The sequence below is a fragment of the Rhodoferax sp. genome (assembly GCF_018063565.1).
In the GTDB taxonomy this organism is placed as follows: domain Bacteria; phylum Pseudomonadota; class Gammaproteobacteria; order Burkholderiales; family Burkholderiaceae_C; genus Rhodoferax.
In genome coordinates this window covers 1-16,177 of record NZ_JAGPBB010000084.1, presented here as the reverse complement: position 1 = coordinate 16,177, position 16,177 = coordinate 1, and the positions used below count along the sequence as shown (strand labels likewise).

Sequence of the window (16,177 nt, the reverse complement as noted above, 5' to 3'; positions counted from 1 at the left end):
AAGCCTGCTATCGAATATCTAGCAGGCTTTCTATGTGCCATAGGGCTTATCTGGTGGGAACTGAGAGATTCGAACTCTCGACCTACGGATTAAGAGTCCGCTGCTCTACCAACTGAGCTAAATTCCCATCTACAGGCTGGCCGACTCGCCTGAAAGTTCGCAGATTCTAGCAGCAAACTTTTGACCACCCTAAGGTGCAATCCCCCCTGGTTTGAGCGGGTGCAGACGAGCCATTTGCATTTTTGTCATCAGCATCCGTTCTGTAGAATCCGGCGACCAACGACGTTGGGTACCTGTCCGTAGCTCAGTTGGATAGAGCAACAGCCTTCTAAGCTGTGGGTCGGGGGTTCGATCCCCTCCGGACAGGCCAAACGGGTGTATCAGGTGGCCGCTTCCAGGCCATTCCTGAAGTGCTCTTGCATCCGGCTTTGGCAGGCGCTGGCATCTCTGCTCATGATGGCCTGGATCAGCGCACGGTGTTCTTCCAGGGATTCTTCAATACGACCGGTTTTGAGTAGCGAGTTGTGCCGATTGAGCTTCATCACTTTTCTCAGATCGGCCACCATTTGATTGCGCCAGCGATTTCTGGCGATTTCCAGCAGGCGCATGTGAAACTTTTCGTTGACCGCGAAAAACTTCCCTCGATCCTGTTGTTCAGGCTCAGCAGAAGCCTCAAGCTGACCGTGCAAAGTCAGCAATTCCTGCAACTCGGCGTCTGACGCGTTCCTGGCCACCGCCCCCGCGGCATCAGACTCCAGCAGCGCCAACAGATGATAAACCTCGGCCAGATCGCTCTCCGATACTTCCGTGACGTAGGCACCTCGCCTTACCTTCATGGTGACCAGTCCCTCTGCTGCCAGGACTTTGAGTGCTTCACGCAGCGGTGTTCGGCTGATGCCGTAATGCTGGGCAATTTTTAACTCATCAATCCAACTGCCGGGCTCAAGATCTCGATTAAAAATACGCTGGCGCAGCAGTTCTGCTACTTCTTCGTAGAGTGCTCGAGGGGCTAATGACGAGGCGGCCATGCGCGGAATTGTAAGCTGGACGGAATTTTCTGCATCAATAATTATAAATAACGTAAACTCATGCCCCTGCGGCATCGTGCAGCGCAAGGATTTTTTGCTGATGCAGGGTGCTGATCGATCACTTGAAGAGAGTTAATTAGCCATGCCAACCAACTATCCTGAGTTTCAGTTGTCAGATTTAACACAATGGGCCAAAGCCGCAGCCAAGTCCGCCCCCGGTGGTGAAGTGGACGCCCTGAACTGGCAAACACCAGACGGCATCAGCGTCAAGCCGCTTTACACCGCGCAAGACACGCAAGACCTTGCTTACACCAACACCTTGCCGGGCTTTGAGCCCTACCTGCGCGGTCCTCAAGCGACGATGTACGCGGTGCGCCCGTGGACGATTCGGCAGTACGCCGGCTTTTCCACCGCTGAGGAATCCAACGCGTTTTACCGCAAGGCGCTGGCAGCAGGCGGGCAGGGCGTGAGTGTGGCGTTCGATCTGGCCACGCACCGGGGGTATGACAGCGACCACCCGCGCGTGACCGGTGATGTCGGCAAGGCCGGTGTGGCCATTGACTCGGTCGAGGACATGAAAATCCTGTTTGACCAGATTCCACTGGACAAAGTGAGTGTGTCAATGACCATGAACGGCGCCGTGCTTCCAGTGCTGGCCGGTTACGTGATAGCGGCCGAAGAGCAGGGTGTGGCGCAGGATCAACTCAGTGGCACGATCCAGAACGACATCCTCAAAGAGTTCATGGTGCGCAACACCTATATCTACCCGCCCGAGCCCAGCATGCGCATCATCGGCGACATCATCGAGTACACGGCCAAAAACATGCCGAAATTCAACTCGATTTCCATCAGCGGTTACCACATGCAGGAAGCTGGTGCTAACCAGGCCCTGGAATTGGCATTTACCCTAGCTGACGGCAAAGAGTATGTCAAGACCGCGATTGCCAAAGGTATGGACGTGGACGACTTTGCCGGACGCCTGAGCTTTTTCTGGGCGGTGGGCATGAACTTCTATCTGGAGGTGGCCAAGATGCGCGCCGCGCGTCTGCTGTGGTGCCGCATCATGAAGGGCTTTGACGCCAAGAAGCCCAAGAGCCTGATGCTGCGCACGCACAGCCAGACCAGCGGCTGGTCACTCACCGAGCAAGACCCCTACAACAACATCGTGCGCACCACCATCGAGGCCATGGCTGCCGTGTTTGGCGGCACGCAAAGCCTGCACACCAATTCGTTCGATGAGGCGATTGCCTTGCCGACCGAGTTTTCCAGTCGCATTGCCCGCAACACCCAGCTCATCATCCAGGAAGAAACCCACATCACCAGCGTGATCGATCCCTGGGCCGGCAGCTACATGATGGAAAAGCTCACCCAGGACATGGCCGATGCGGCCTGGGCCATCATTGAGGAAGTCGAGGCTATGGGCGGCATGACCAAGGCCGTCGACAGCGGCTGGGCCAAGCTGAAGATCGAGGCCGCCGCCGCACAAAAGCAGGCGCGCATTGACTCGGGCAAAGACGTGATTGTGGGTGTCAACAAATACAAGCTCAAGACGCAGGACGCCGTGGACGCGCGTGACATCGACAACGTGGCGGTGCGCGACTTGCAGATCGCCCGGCTCAAGAATGTCAAGCAAAATCGCGATGCAGCCCAGGTACAGCAAGCGCTGGAAGCTCTTGAAAACGCAGCGTCCAGCGGCACCGGCAACCTGCTCGACCTGTCGATCAAAGCCATGCGCGCGCGCGCCACGGTGGGTGAGATCAGCGACGCGCTGGAAAAGACCTTTGGCCGGCACCGCGCCGACACGCAAAAGGTGACCGGTGTCTACGCTGCGGCTTACGACAGTGCCCAAGGCTGGGACACACTCAAGACCGAGATTGCCGCCTTTGCCCAGGCCCAAGGCCGGCGCCCGCGGGTGATGATTGCCAAACTGGGTCAGGACGGTCATGACCGCGGCGCGAAAGTCGTTTCGACCGCCTTTGCCGACCTCGGCTTTGACGTCGATATTGGGCCACTGTTTCAGACCCCGGAAGAATGTGCGCGCCAGGCGATCGAAAACGACGTGCACGCGGTGGGTGTCTCGACGCTGGCTGCGGGTCACAAAACCCTGGTGCCCGCCATCATTGCCGAACTCAAAAAGCAGGGCGCCGATGACATTGTGGTGTTTGTCGGTGGCGTGATTCCGCGCCAGGATTACGACATGCTGTATGAGGCGGGTGTCAAAGGCATTTATGGCCCTGGCACACCGATTCCGGCCAGCGCCAAGGACGTGCTGGAGCAGATCAAGAAGGCTTTGGGTTAGTTTGGGTTCGGCCTTGGTTGATGTCGGTTTGAATTCCATGATGCGGACAATGGGCTCGCAACCGGGTGGGTTGCGGTTGGCGGATGTTTCAACGATCGAAGTCATCACGGGCGAGAGCGGGCTGCGACAACGCCGCGCCATCGCCAAGGCCATCACACTGCTTGAATCTACCCGCGCAGATCACCGGGCGCAGGCCGATGATCTGCTCACGGCTTTGCTGCCACACACCGGGCGGTCCTTCCGGTTGGGCATCAGTGGCGTGCCTGGGGTGGGCAAATCGACTTTCATTGAAGCGCTGGGTCTGTACCTGATCGACCAGGGCCACCGGGTTGCCGTGCTGGCCGTTGACCCCAGCAGCAGCCTCAGCGGAGGCAGTATTCTGGGTGACAAAACCCGCATGGAACGGCTCTCGGTGCACGAGAAGGCGTTTATCCGTCCCAGTCCGAGCAGCGGCACACTCGGCGGTGTGGCAGAAAAGACCCGCGAGGCCATGCTGGTCTGCGAGGCCGCAGGGTATGACGTGGTAATCGTGGAGACCGTCGGCGTCGGCCAGAGCGAGACCACCGTGGCCAACATGACCGACATGTTTGTGCTGATGCAACTGCCCAACGCGGGCGACGACTTGCAGGCCATCAAAAAGGGTGTGATGGAACTGGCCGACCTGGTGGTGATCAACAAGGCCGATCTGGATGCCAACGCCGCCACCCGTGCGCAAGCTCAAATCACGTCCAGCCTGCGTTTGCTGGGTTTGCACGGCAACCCCGACAACGCGCACCACAACGACGCCGTTTGGCATCCGCAGGTGATGCAACTGAGCGCATTGGCGGGCACCGGAGTCGATGCGTTCTGGGCCAAAGTGCTGGAATTCAAGGCCTTGCAGATGACGAACGGCAGACAGGTTAACCGACGCCAGAACCAGGCCCTGGCCTGGATGTGGGAGCGCATTGACGCGGGCTTGAAGCAAGCCTTCCGACAGCATCCAGCGGTACAAGCGCTGCTGCCGCAATTGACCAACGATGTGCTTAACGGCCGCATGGCCGCCTCAACGGCAGCAAGAAATATGCTTGCAGCCCAGACTAGGTAAGCGCTGACAGCTATCTATTTTTAAACTATTTCAATTCAACCTTGGACCATTGAGAGACAACATCATGCACGACATCATTGAACTCCTGGACAAAAAGCGCGACCTCGCCCGCTTGGGTGGCGGGCAAAAACGCATCGACGCGCAGCACAGCAAAGGCAAGCTCACCGCGCGTGAGCGCATCGAACTGCTGCTGGACGAAGGCACCTTTGAAGAGTGGGATATGTTTGTCGAGCATCGCTGTGTGGACTTCGGCATGGAGGGCAACAAGATCCCGGGCGACGGTGTGGTCACCGGCTACGGCATGATCAGTGGTCGGCTGGTGTTTGTGTTCAGCCAGGATTTCACCGTGTTTGGCGGCGCCCTGTCTGAAGCCCATGCCGAGAAAATCTGCAAAATCATGGACCAAGCCATGAAAGTGGGTGCACCTGTGATCGGCCTCAACGACTCGGGCGGCGCGCGCATTCAGGAAGGTGTGGCCTCTCTGGGCGGTTACGCCGACGTGTTTCAGCGCAATGTGATGGCCAGCGGCGTGATTCCGCAAATCAGCCTGATCATGGGGCCGTGCGCCGGGGGAGCGGTGTACTCACCGGCGATGACGGATTTCATCTTCATGGTGAAGGACAGCTCTTACATGTTTGTCACCGGCCCCGAAGTGGTCAAGACGGTGACACATGAAGATGTGACGGCCGAAGAGTTGGGCGGTGCCGTGAGCCATTCCACCAAGAGTGGTGTGGCTGACCTGGCGTTTGAAAACGACGTCGAAGCGCTGCTGCTGCTGCGCCGTCTGTACAACTACCTGCCGCTTAACAACCGCGAGAAAGCGCCGGTGCGCAAGAGCGGTGACCCGGCCGACCGTATGGACTTCAGCCTGGACACGCTGGTGCCCGACAACCCCAACAAGGCTTACGACATGAAGGAGCTGATCACCAAAACCATGGATGACGGTGACTTTTTTGAGCTGCAACCCGAGTACGCCAAGAATATCCTGATTGGTTTTGGCCGCATGGAAGGCCAGACGGTCGGCATCGTGGCCAATCAGCCGCTGGTGCTGGCGGGTTGCCTGGACATCAAGAGCAGTATCAAGGCCGCGCGTTTTGTGCGCTTTTGCGATGCCTTCAACATCCCGGTCATCACCTTTGTCGACGTGCCTGGCTTCATGCCTGGCACCGCGCAGGAGTACGGTGGCATCATCAAACACGGTGCCAAACTGCTTTACGCGTTTGCCGAATGCACCGTGCCCAAAATCACCGTGATCACCCGCAAAGCCTACGGTGGTGCCTATGACGTGATGAGTTCCAAGCATCTGCGCGGCGATGTCAACCTGGCCTGGCCCAATGCGGAAATCGCCGTGATGGGGGCCAAGGGCGCGGTGGAAATCATCTTCCGCGAAGACAAGGGCGACCCTGAAAAGCTCTCCGCCAAGGAAGCCGAATACAAGGCCCGCTTTGCCAATCCGTTTGTCGCCGGTGCGCGTGGCTTTATCGACGACGTGATCCAGCCGCACGAAACCCGCAAGCGCATCTGCCGCTCACTGGTGATGCTGCGCGAGAAAAAGATCGAGAACCCGTGGCGCAAGCACGGCAATATTCCCTTGTGAGACTTTGCGGGACAGACCGCAGCCAGACGAAGTCGGCAAGCTCTGTCCTCAACCGATTAAAACTTTGCGGGACAGACCGCAGTGACACGAAGTGAACCAGCTCTGTCCACAACATACCAGGAGAACAAAATGTTTACCAAAATTCTGATCGCCAACCGTGGCGAGATCGCCTGCCGCGTCATCCTGTCCGCACGCAAGATGGGCATCAAGACCGTGGCTGTTTATTCTGAGGCTGACCGGGATGCGCGTCATGTCGCGCTGGCCGACGAGTCGGTGCTGATTGGCCCAGCCCCCAGTCGTGAAAGCTATCTGGTGGCCGACAAGATCATTGCGGCGTGCAAGCAGACCGGTGCGCAGGCAGTGCACCCCGGCTATGGTTTTCTGAGCGAAAACTCAGGTTTCGCCAAGCGTGTGGAAGAAGAAGGTATTGTTTTCATCGGCCCCAAACATTACTCGATCGCCGCCATGGGCGACAAGATAGAGTCCAAGAAGCTCGCCGGTGCGGCGGGTGTCAACTGCATTCCGGGTGTCAACGATGCGATTGACGGCGCTGAGCAGGCGGTTGAGATCGCCAAAAGCATCGGCTATCCGGTCATGATCAAGGCCAGCGCGGGTGGTGGTGGCAAGGGCTTGCGCGTGGCCTACAACGACAAAGAGGCGTTTGAGGGGTTCACCAGTTGCAAAAACGAGGCCCGCAACAGCTTTGGCGACGACCGCGTGTTCATCGAGAAGTTTGTCGAGGAACCCCGCCACATCGAAATCCAGCTCATTGGCGACGCCCATGGCAATGTGCTGTACCTCAACGAGCGCGAATGCTCGATCCAGCGCCGCCACCAGAAGGTGATCGAAGAAGCACCCAGCCCCTTCATCAGCGATGCCACGCGCAAAGCCATGGGCGAGCAGGCGGTGGCGCTGGCCAAGGCGGTCAAATACCAAAGCGCCGGCACGGTTGAATTTGTCGTCGGCAAAGACCAGTCGTTCTATTTCCTGGAAATGAACACCCGCTTGCAAGTGGAACACCCGGTGACCGAATGCATTACCGGGTTGGACCTGGTCGAACTGATGATCCGCGTGGCCGCGGGTGAGGTTTTGCCTCTGACGCAAGACGACGTCAAGCGCGACGGCTGGGCGATGGAGTGCCGCATCAACGCAGAAGACCCGTTTCGCAACTTTTTGCCCTCCACGGGCCGTCTGGTCAAGTTCCAGCCGCCACAAGAGAGCATGTTCGCCTCTGACGTGTCCCAATGGCACGGCGTGCGCGTGGATACCGGGGTGCAGGATGGTGGCGAGATCCCGATGTTTTACGACTCGATGATTGCCAAACTGATCGTGCATGGCAAGGACCGACTGGACGCCATTGCCAAGATGCGTGAGGCATTGAACGGTTTTGTCATTCGCGGTGTATCGAGCAACATCCCGTTTCAGGCGGCACTGCTGGCGCACCCCAAGTTTGTTGCAGGGCAATTCAACACCGGATTCATTGCCGAAAACTACGCCAAAGGCTTCAAGGCCGAGGACGTGCCACACGTCGATGTGGAGTTTTTGGTGGCCTTGGCGGTGTTTGTCAATCGGCGTTACCTGAGCCGCTCCAAAGCCATCAGCGGTCAGCTTGAAGGGCACGAACTGCGCATTGGTAACGACTATGTCGTCATTACCGTGGGGCAGGAAAGCGTCGACACCGAGTACCCCGTGCATGTCGCCGAGTTTGATGACAAGGCCCGCTTTGGTCGCATCACCGTGCGTGGCAAGTGCTACGCAATCCATAGTGAATCCAAGTTTGGCCAGGTGCGAATGGAGGGCACCTGCAACGGCGCACACTTTACAGCGCAGGTCGAGCGCGGCACACCCAAAAAGCCGCTGGCGATTCGTGTCATCCACAACGGCACCCAGCTCGATGTGATGGTGATGCTGCCGCGCGCGGCCGAGTTGCACGCCCTGATGCCTCACAAGGCCGCGCCCGACATGAGCCGTTTCGTGCTCTCGCCCATGCCGGGTTTGCTGGTCGAGATCGCCGTAACGCCAGGTCAGAAGGTACAGGCAGGTGAACGCGTGGCGGTGATTGAGGCCATGAAAATGGAAAACGTGCTGTTTGCCACCGCCGACGGTGTGGTGGGCAAACTGTTGGCCACCAAGGGCGAGAGCTTGGCAGTGGACCAGCCGATTGTGGAGTTTGCCTGACACCAGTGGCCTGAGATTCACCAGAATCTGTTATCAGAATAGCCTTCAGCCCAATTTCCATAAGCGTTGAAGGCTACTTTATTTGTAGTATTTTGACAAAGGAATTGAAGATGAGTACCAGCCCGCGCCCGTTTAAAACCCTGGGTATCCAGCAGATCGCCATCGGTGCCACCAGCAAAACCCGGCTGCAGAAACTGTGGGTCGATATGCTGGGACTGGAGTTGACCGGCACGTTCAGAAGCGAGCGCGAGAACGTGGACGAGGATATCTGCGCCATGGGTAAAGGGCCGTTCAAAGTGGAGGTCGACCTGATGCAGCCGGTGGACATCGAGAAGAAACCTGCCGTGCACGCCACGCCTCTCAACCATGTCGGCATCTGGATTGACGACCTGCCCAAAGCGGTGGAATGGCTCACCGCTCAAGGTGTGCGTTTTGCGCCGGGCGGCATCCGCAAGGGCGCTGCCGGGTTTGACATCTGCTTTTTGCACCCCAAGGGCAATGAGGAGTTCCCGGTCTCGGGTGAGGGCGTGTTGATCGAGATGGTGCAGGCCCCGCCCGAAGTGATCAAGGCGTTCGCGGCGCTGGCGGCGTAGTTCCCTGTTGTTTGGCCCTGGCCCGGGCCAGGGCCGCTTCGATGACGGCGCGTTTTCTTTCGAGTACGGCGGTATCCTGATGCTGTGAATGCTGGCCCAGATCGGCCAGTTTCATCAGCGCTTTCTGTTCAAGTCTTTGCGTGTTCTCTGCCTCGTCACGCGTCAGTCTGTCACGGTGAAAGGCATAGCGATCCCGGGCGCGGTCAGCGGCCTCTGGTGACCAGGCCGCCCAGCCCGTGGCGTTGCCACTGGCGTTTTCCACCAAAATGCAATCCACCGGGCAGACCGGCAAGCACAACTCGCAGCCGGTGCATTCGGCTTCGATCACCGTGTGCATGCGTTTGTTGCTGCCCAGGATGGCGTCGACCGGACAGGCCTTGATGCACAGCGTGCAGCCGATGCACCAGGCTTCGTCGATAAACATCATGCTGCGCGGGGCTTCCACGCCGTGCTCGGGATCAAGAGGTTTGACTGCCCGACCGGTGACGGCAGCCAGCCGCGCAATACCTTCTCCACCGCCTGGCGGACATTGGTTGATGTCGGCCTGACCCAGCGCAATGGCCTGGGCATAGGCAGCGCAATCGGCATAGCCGCAGCGGGTGCACTGCGTCTGTGGCAGTGCGGCCAAAAGGCGAGCCGCCAGATCGGTCATGGTCGGCGCAGGGGCGCCTTGCGACGCACGCGCTTGACGCCAGGCGCCGCCGCCGTGGCTGCAGGCTCGGCCAGCGGTGTTTCGGCCATGACCGGTTCTGTGACCATGACAGCCACCGGCGCCGTGGCTGGCGGCGCGGGCTGTACACCCGGCACTGTGGGCAACTTCTGATACCGCAGGATGAACGCCTTGACGAACGGGTACACCGTCTCGCGCCAGCGCCGACCGGCAAAAATGCCGTAATGCCCGGCTCCTTCCACTTCCAGATGCTCCTGCTTTTCTGCATCGACACCGCTGCAAATGGTGTGCACCGCCCGGGTCTGGCCCGAACCCGAAATGTCGTCGAGTTCTCCCTCGACCGACAGTAGCGCGGTGGTGCCAATGTCTTGCGGACGCACCCGCTCCACCTTGCCGTCGACACCGCGCACATCCCAGGTGCCGTAAACCAGCTTGAAGTCCTGAAACACCGTCTTGATGGTCTGCAGATAATAGTTGGCGTCCATGTCGAGCACGGCGTTGTACTCGTCGTAAAACTTGCGGTGCGTCTCGGCGCTGGAGCGGTCGCCCTTGATCAGGTCCTGAAAATAGTCGTAATGGCTGCGTGCGTGATTGCTGGGGTTCATCGCCACAAAGCCCGAATGCTGCAAAAAGCCCGGGTAGACACGCCGCCCCACCCCCGGAAAACCCGCGGGCACACGGTAAATCACATGGGTCTCAAACCATTTGTGGTCTTTCTTCATCGCCAGGTTGTTCACCGCTGTGGGCGACTTGCGCGCATCAATCGGGCCGCCCATCATCACCATGCTCAAAGGCGTGGTCTCACCCCGGCTGGCCATCAGCGACACCGCGGCCAGCACCGGCACCGTGGGCTGGCAGACGCTCATCACATGGCAGTTGCCGTAGATTTTTTGCAGATGACGGATGAACTCCTGGACGTAATTGACATAGTCGTCCAGGTGGAAGTCGCCCTCGCTCAGCGGCACCAGGCGCGCGTTGGTCCAGTCGGTGATGTAGACCTTGTGGTCCTTGAGCATGGTCCTGACCGTGTCGCGCAGCAGCGTGGCGTAATGACCCGACAGCGGTGCCACGATCAGCACCGCAGGCTGGTCCTTGAGCTTGGTGAGTGTGGCCGAATCGTCGGTGTAGCGCTTGAAGCGGCGCAACTCGCAGAAGGCTTTTTTGACTTCTACGCGCTCGTGAATGGCCACCTCCACCCCATCCACATTCACCGTGCGCAGTCCGAACTCGGGCTTTTCGTAGTCCTTGCCCAGGCGATGCAGCAGGTCGTAGCCGGCCGAGATGCGTTGCGACAACGGGTGTTTTCCCCACATCGACTGCGGATTGGCATACATCTTCGCGGCCGACGCCGCCAGATCAGTGAATGGCTCCATCAGCGATCGCTGGGTTTCATAGAGTTTGTAGAGCACGATGTGGCCTTTTGATTGAAAATGTTGCGGTGCAATATAACAGGACTTGACTTCTCTCGATGACCCGGCGATCAACATCGCTGCAATGAAAGCACTATTTTGATGTCGAATCACGCCATTTTCCGCCCCTCTGCCCGACTGCCGGCCCTGTTTGTTGCCCATGGCAGCCCCATGAACGTGCTGCCTGGCAACCCCTGGCACGACAGTTGGCAGGCGCTCGGGGCGCAGTTTGGCACGCGTTGGCCACGACCCCAACTGATTGTGTGTATCTCGGCGCATTGGCTCACCGACGGTTGGTGGCTGACCGCCATGGCGCAGCCGAAAACCATTCATGACTTTGGTGGCTTTCCGAAAGCGCTGTTTGATCAGCAATACCCGACATCCGGCTGGCCCGACGCGGCAACTTACCTGGCGCAGGTGCTGCATCAGCCCGGCAGCGGCCAGCCGCTGCAACTTGACGCGCAGGCGTGGGGCCTGGACCACGGTGCTTGGGGCGTGCTCAAGCCGATGTTCCCGCAAGCCGACATCCCGGTGATCCAGCTCAGCATGGATTACCAGCGCCCGCCGGCCGAGCACTTTGCCCTGGGTCGGCAACTCGCGGCGTTGCGCGAGCAGGGTGTGCTGATCGTGGCCAGTGGCAATATCGTGCACAACCTGCGCACCATGCAGCGCGACGCGGCCGACAACCAGGCGTACGACTGGGCGTTCGAGTTTGACCAGACCATCGCGGCGCAACTACAGGCTGGCAATTGGCAGGGGCTGCAGGATTTTCAGCAGTTCGCCAGCGCAAGGCTGGCACACCCGAGCCACGACCATCTATTGCCTTTGCTTTATGCCGCCGGGGCCGCAGCCGCCGACGAAACCCCCGCGTTTTTCAACGTCGGCTTTCAGGCCGCGTCCATCTCGATGCGATCGGTGATCTGGGGTTAAACGCCTGCATCGCGCCAACCTGCGGGGGCGGGGCCCTGGGCGGTGATGGCCGCCAGGTCGTGGTACAGCGGCTTGAGCCGCTGGTACATGCGACGGTAGACCCGCTGGTACAACTGCTCATAGGTCAGAACGTGCTCGGGTTCTGGCCTGAACAACTGCCCCACGCGGCTCATGGCCGCCACCGCCGCAGCAAAGTCGGGGTGCAATTTCAGGCCCACGGCGGCCACCATGGCCGCTCCCAGGCCGCTGGTTTCATATAGATGGGGCCGCTCGGTCGGCAAATTGAACACATTGGCAGTGATCTGCAAGGCCGCGTCACTTTGTGAGCCACCACCTGACACGCGCACGCGGTCAATCGCCTGACCGCTACGTTTTTCGATGCGTTCCTTGCCCTCGCGCAGGGCGTAGGCCAGGCCTTCCAGAATGGCGCGGTACAGGTGGGCGCGGTTGTGCATGTCGCCAAAGCCAATCACCGCGCCACGTGCCTCTGGGCCGGGAATCTTGATGCCGGGGTTCCAGAACGGCTGCAGCATCAGGCCGTGAGCGCCAGGTGACACCGCCCCCACCAGCGCGTCAAACAGGCTCTCCGGGGTGACGCCGTGCTGCTGCGCCACTTGCTGCTCCAGCAGGCCAAACTGCTCCTTGAACCAGCTCACCAGCCAGAAGCCGCGGGTGATCTGGATCTCGGTATTGAAGTGGCCCGGCACGGCCGACGGGTAGGGTGGCACAAAACGCGTGGCTTCCAGATAACGCGGCGTGTTGGTGTTCACGGTGGCTGCGGTGCCAAACGACAGGCAGGCCACGTCGGGGGTCAGGCAGCCCGCGCCCAACACCTCGCAGGCCTTGTCGGCGGCACCGGCCACGACTGGCAGGCCTTGCGGCAGGCCGGTCTGTGCCGCTGCGGCTGCACTGACCTGGCCGATGACGGTGCCAGCCGGCACCAACTCGGGCAACTGTCGGGCCCGGATCGGCAGCGCCTGCCACTTCCAGTCATGCGCAGCCGCCCAGCAGCCACGCCGGTAGTCAAACGGGACGTAGCCGACCTGTGACGCCACCGAGTCCACCATGCGCCCGGTCATGCAGTAGTTCAAATAGCCTGACAGCAAGAGAAATTTGTCCGTCTGCGCCCACAGCGCGGGCTGATGTTGCGCAATCCAGTTGGCCTCGGCCTCAGCCTGAAAGTAGTGCACCGTCTCCAGCATGCCAATGCCGCCCAGCGCCGCTTTCCACCACCACGACAAGTCGGGCACCTGGCTGGCACGGCGCTGGTCGAGCCAGATCATCGACGGTCGCAGCGGCAGGCCATGCTGGTCCAGCGACACGGTGGTGCCGCGCTGCGTGGTGATCACCACCCCGGCAATGTCGCTCTTGGCCACCGGGCTGCCGGCCCACAACTGCTGGCAGGCCTGACACAGTGACTGCCAAAAGGCGTCGGGGTGGTTTTCCAGCCAGCCCGGTTGCGGCGACTGATAAGTGGTGATGCCGACCTGCGCCTTGTGGATCAGGTTGCCCTGCAAGTCAAACAGCAGGGCGCGCACACTTTGCGTGCCGTTGTCGATCGCCAGCAGGCAGGGTGGTGCGCTCATGGCGCGCGCGACAGACTGACCGCCAGTTGGCTCAACGCCTGATAGGCGGCACCGGCCTGGGCATTCCACTGCACCAGGGCCCGGGCCTGCGCCGCCACCAATGCCAGATCGCCCCGTGCGGCTGGACCGGTCAGTGCGGCTTTTGGCCCCAGCGTCACGATGTTGTTCACAGCGTTGTGCAGCAGCGTGCCGCGCATTTGCTCGATGAGGGCAGGGGGCATACCGCTATGTTGCCAAAGCTGCTCGGCCATGTCCTGCAACACCGGCAGAAAATTGGTGGCAAACACCGCCGCGGCGTGGTAGAGCAGCTTGTCGTGCGCGGCCACCGCAAAACACTGTGCCCCGATTTGGGTAAAGGCCGAATCCAGCAGCCGCAGGGCTGTGGCATCACCTTCGAGTGCGCAGGGCGTACCGGCAAACTGGGTCAGCGCCAGCTCCGGTCGGGCAAAACTCAGCAGCGGATGGGCACTGGCCACCTGCCAGCGCAGGTCGCGCAGCGCTTGCAACTGGTCGCAGGCCAGTGCGCCACTGCAATGAAACGCCAGTGCCGGGCGCTGCGCCACTGCGATCTGTGACAACGCCCGCGAAGTGGTGGCAATATGCGCATCGGGCACGGCCAGCAGCCAGATATCGGCCGCTGGCAGCTCAGCCAGAACCGTGCAAGCCTGGCCTGCGCCCATGAACGCCACGGCTTGCCGGACAGACTCGGCAGAACGCGTCAGCACGCCTTGCAGCTCAACAACACCTGCCGCCTGAAACAGCCGCCCCAGGGTCTGGCCGACACGGCCGGCACCGATGAGGTTCAGGGTGATCATCGCAGGCTCAAGAAACTCATAAAAAAATAGCTGCCAGCGCAATGCCAGTATGCGCCAGGCAGCTATTGGGCTACTTCTTCGGTTGAACTCAGATCACTTTGGCAATGCAGGCGCAGACGTAATCAACGTTCTTGCTGTTGAGCGCGGCCACACACATGCGGCCGGTGTCGGTGCCGTAGACGCCAAACTCGTTGCGCAGGCGCACCATCTGGTCTTTGGACAGGCCCGAGTAGCTGAACATGCCGATCTGGCGGGTGATGAAGCTCATGTCCTGCGTGACACCAGCGGCCTTCAGGCCATCCACCAGCTTTTGCCGCATCGCCTTGATGCGCACGCGCATCTCACCCAACTCGGTCTCCCACAAGGCGCGCAACTCGGGGTTGCCCAGCACGCCCGCCACAATGGCGCCGCCATGCGTGGGTGGGTTGCTGTAGTTGGTGCGGATCACGATCTTGAGCTGGCTGAGCACCCGCGCGGCGTCGTCCTTCGTGGCGCACAGCACGCTTAAAGCGCCGACACGTTCGCCATACAGGCTGAAGCTCTTGGAAAAAGAGGTGGAGACAAAAAAGTCCAGCCCGGCGGCGACAAACTTGCCAATCACCGCACCATCTTCGGCAATGCCATAACCAAAACCCTGGTAGGCCATGTCGAGGAATGGGGTCAGGGTCTTGGCCTTGACCACGGCAATCACCTCGTCCCACTGCGTCGGCGTGATGTCGTAACCCGTGGGGTTGTGGCAGCAGGCGTGCAGCACCACCACGGTGCCAGCGGGGGCAGCGTTCAGGTCGGCCAGCATGCCGGCAAAGTCGATGTCGCGCGTGGCGGCGTCGTAATAACGGTAACTTTCCACCACAAAACCGGCGTTGGTGAACAGCGCGCGGTGGTTTTCCCAGCTGGGGTCAGAAATCAGTACCTTGGTAGCGGGGTTGAGCCGCTTCAAAAAGTCGGCCCCCACCTTGAGGCCGCCAGTGCCACCCAAACCCTGCACCGTGGCGATGCGGCCGGACTTGACTGGCTCGCTCTCGGCACCAAACACCAGGTTTTTGACCGCCGCGTCGTAGGCGGCAATGCCGTCGATGGGCAGGTAACCGCGCGCGGTGGGCTTGTCCATCATGGTTTTTTCGAACGCCTGCACACATTGCAGCAGCGGCAGCTTGCCGCTGTCGTCAAAGTACACGCCCACACCCAGATTCACCTTGTTGGGGTTGGTGTCGGCGTTGTATTGCTCGTTCAAACCCAGAATCGGGTCGCGCGGGGCCATTTCGACGGCGGAAAAGAGTGACATACGGGAGTCCTGTTGGAGTGGGTAAATGGAAGATGGGGGTCGCATCGAGCGCAATGGCACGGATTTTACCGATTGCGTGAGTTGACCTCGCGCGACGTGAAGCGAAACTGGCAATGCGCTGCGTCTGGCTCACGAACAGGTCTCTGGCTGGGGATACTGCCGCCTGCATGTCGCTTGCCGAGTGGCTGCGCCACCACACCGAGGCCAGGGCGTAGCCGCCACGACGACCCTTTTCATTGAGGGCTTGGGCGCTACTCTAGTCGTTGGCCAGGCTGAGCTCGGCGCGCGGACGCCATTTGGCTTCAGGCGGCACGGCCTTGGCGGCACCCAGAAACAGGCGCGACAGCGGCAGCTTCAGGCTGGCCAGATAGTCGCGCACCACCACCCCACGCTGCACCGCCAGCGCTTGCATGGCCGACTCGGATGCGCCCAGGTTGGCCAGCAGCAGCGCCTCCATCTCGGGGGCGGGCAGGTCTTTAGCTAGGCCGATCAGGTTGCGCGGCTTGGCAAAGTCGGCGTGTTTGTAGACGGCTTTTAGCAAGTCGGTGCGCTCAGCTTCGGTCACTAGGGTGGGGCTTTCAGTACCTTTGGGCAGGCGGCTGCGTTTTTCGGCCAGCAGCAGGGCATTGAGCTGCTCGCGGCGAAAGGCGTCGGCTTCCAGCGTCAGGCTGGCGGTGCCGGTCACCGTCATCTTGAGTGCCGG

At 60.4% G+C, this 16,177-nt stretch carries 12 protein-coding genes, 2 tRNA genes and 1 pseudogene; 7 read left to right on the top strand and 8 right to left on the bottom strand.

What is annotated here, in order from left to right:
* Positions 1-51: 51 nt before the first annotated feature.
* Positions 52-127, bottom strand: a tRNA-Lys gene (locus KBF66_RS15805).
* Between the two features lie 166 nt (positions 128-293).
* Between KBF66_RS15805 and KBF66_RS15800 the strand changes: the two genes are divergently transcribed.
* Positions 294-370: transfer RNA gene (locus tag KBF66_RS15800), tRNA-Arg, on the top strand.
* 10 nt (positions 371-380) lie between these two features.
* Here KBF66_RS15800 and KBF66_RS15795 read toward each other — a convergent pair.
* Entirely contained in the window at positions 381-1,028 is a 648-nt protein-coding gene (locus tag KBF66_RS15795; protein WP_296659292.1) for a GntR family transcriptional regulator, read from the bottom strand.
* 142 nt (positions 1,029-1,170) lie between these two features.
* Here KBF66_RS15795 and scpA point away from each other — a divergent pair, with 142 nt between their 5' ends.
* The 5 genes from scpA to KBF66_RS15770 all read left to right on the top strand — a co-directional run bounded on the left by scpA (position 1,171) and on the right by KBF66_RS15770 (position 8,779).
* Positions 1,171-3,327, top strand: a complete 2,157-nt coding sequence (scpA, locus tag KBF66_RS15790) for a methylmalonyl-CoA mutase (RefSeq protein ID WP_296659289.1) — start codon at positions 1,171-1,173, stop codon at positions 3,325-3,327.
* 37 nt (positions 3,328-3,364) lie between these two features.
* Entirely contained in the window at positions 3,365-4,411 is a 1,047-nt protein-coding gene (gene meaB / locus KBF66_RS15785; protein ID WP_296659285.1) for a methylmalonyl Co-A mutase-associated GTPase MeaB, read from the top strand.
* A gap of 64 nt (positions 4,412-4,475) precedes the next feature.
* On the top strand, positions 4,476-6,008 hold the full coding sequence (locus KBF66_RS15780; RefSeq protein WP_296659280.1) for an acyl-CoA carboxylase subunit beta: 1,533 nt from the start codon (positions 4,476-4,478) through the stop codon (positions 6,006-6,008).
* Positions 6,009-6,137: 129 nt separating this feature from the next.
* Positions 6,138-8,186, top strand: coding sequence for an acetyl/propionyl/methylcrotonyl-CoA carboxylase subunit alpha (locus KBF66_RS15775; protein ID WP_296659277.1), 2,049 nt, complete (start codon positions 6,138-6,140; stop codon positions 8,184-8,186).
* Positions 8,187-8,296: 110 nt separating this feature from the next.
* Positions 8,297-8,779, top strand: a complete 483-nt coding sequence (locus KBF66_RS15770; RefSeq protein ID WP_296659274.1) for a VOC family protein — start codon at positions 8,297-8,299, stop codon at positions 8,777-8,779.
* On the opposite strand, the gene rsxB is transcribed toward KBF66_RS15770, so the two are convergent.
* Both rsxB and phaZ read right to left on the bottom strand, forming a co-directional pair.
* Positions 8,751-9,431 (bottom strand): electron transport complex subunit RsxB, encoded by a 681-nt coding sequence (rsxB, locus tag KBF66_RS15765; protein ID WP_296659271.1) that lies wholly within the window; start codon positions 9,429-9,431, stop codon positions 8,751-8,753. The two genes, KBF66_RS15770 and rsxB, sit on opposite strands and share 29 nt — an antisense overlap.
* On the bottom strand, positions 9,428-10,858 hold the full coding sequence (gene phaZ, locus KBF66_RS15760; RefSeq protein WP_296659267.1) for a polyhydroxyalkanoate depolymerase: 1,431 nt from the start codon (positions 10,856-10,858) through the stop codon (positions 9,428-9,430). The genes rsxB and phaZ overlap by 4 nt, the downstream gene beginning before the upstream one ends.
* Positions 10,859-10,960: 102 nt before the next feature.
* On the opposite strand from phaZ, the gene ygiD reads away from it, so the two are divergent.
* Positions 10,961-11,788 carry a 4,5-DOPA dioxygenase extradiol gene (gene ygiD / locus KBF66_RS15755; RefSeq protein ID WP_296659264.1) on the top strand — a complete coding sequence of 276 codons (828 nt, stop codon included), beginning with the start codon at positions 10,961-10,963 and terminating at the stop codon, positions 11,786-11,788.
* Here the strand turns inward: ygiD and KBF66_RS15750 are convergent.
* The 4 genes and pseudogenes from KBF66_RS15750 to KBF66_RS15735 all read right to left on the bottom strand — a co-directional run.
* The gene (locus KBF66_RS15750; protein WP_296659260.1) at positions 11,785-13,374 is read right to left on the bottom strand and encodes an FGGY-family carbohydrate kinase; all 1,590 of its coding nucleotides are present in this window, start codon (positions 13,372-13,374) and stop codon (positions 11,785-11,787) included. The genes ygiD and KBF66_RS15750 overlap by 4 nt on opposite strands.
* Positions 13,371-14,189, bottom strand: a complete 819-nt coding sequence (locus tag KBF66_RS15745; RefSeq protein ID WP_296659257.1) for a Rossmann-like and DUF2520 domain-containing protein — start codon at positions 14,187-14,189, stop codon at positions 13,371-13,373. Before KBF66_RS15745 ends, KBF66_RS15750 begins: the two co-directional genes overlap by 4 nt.
* Positions 14,190-14,277: 88 nt before the next feature.
* Positions 14,278-15,474 (bottom strand): amino acid aminotransferase, encoded by a 1,197-nt coding sequence (locus KBF66_RS15740; RefSeq protein ID WP_296659255.1) that lies wholly within the window; start codon positions 15,472-15,474, stop codon positions 14,278-14,280.
* Positions 15,475-15,730: 256 nt separating this feature from the next.
* Positions 15,731-16,177 (bottom strand): annotated as a pseudogene (locus KBF66_RS15735) (hypothetical protein); the annotation flags it as partial.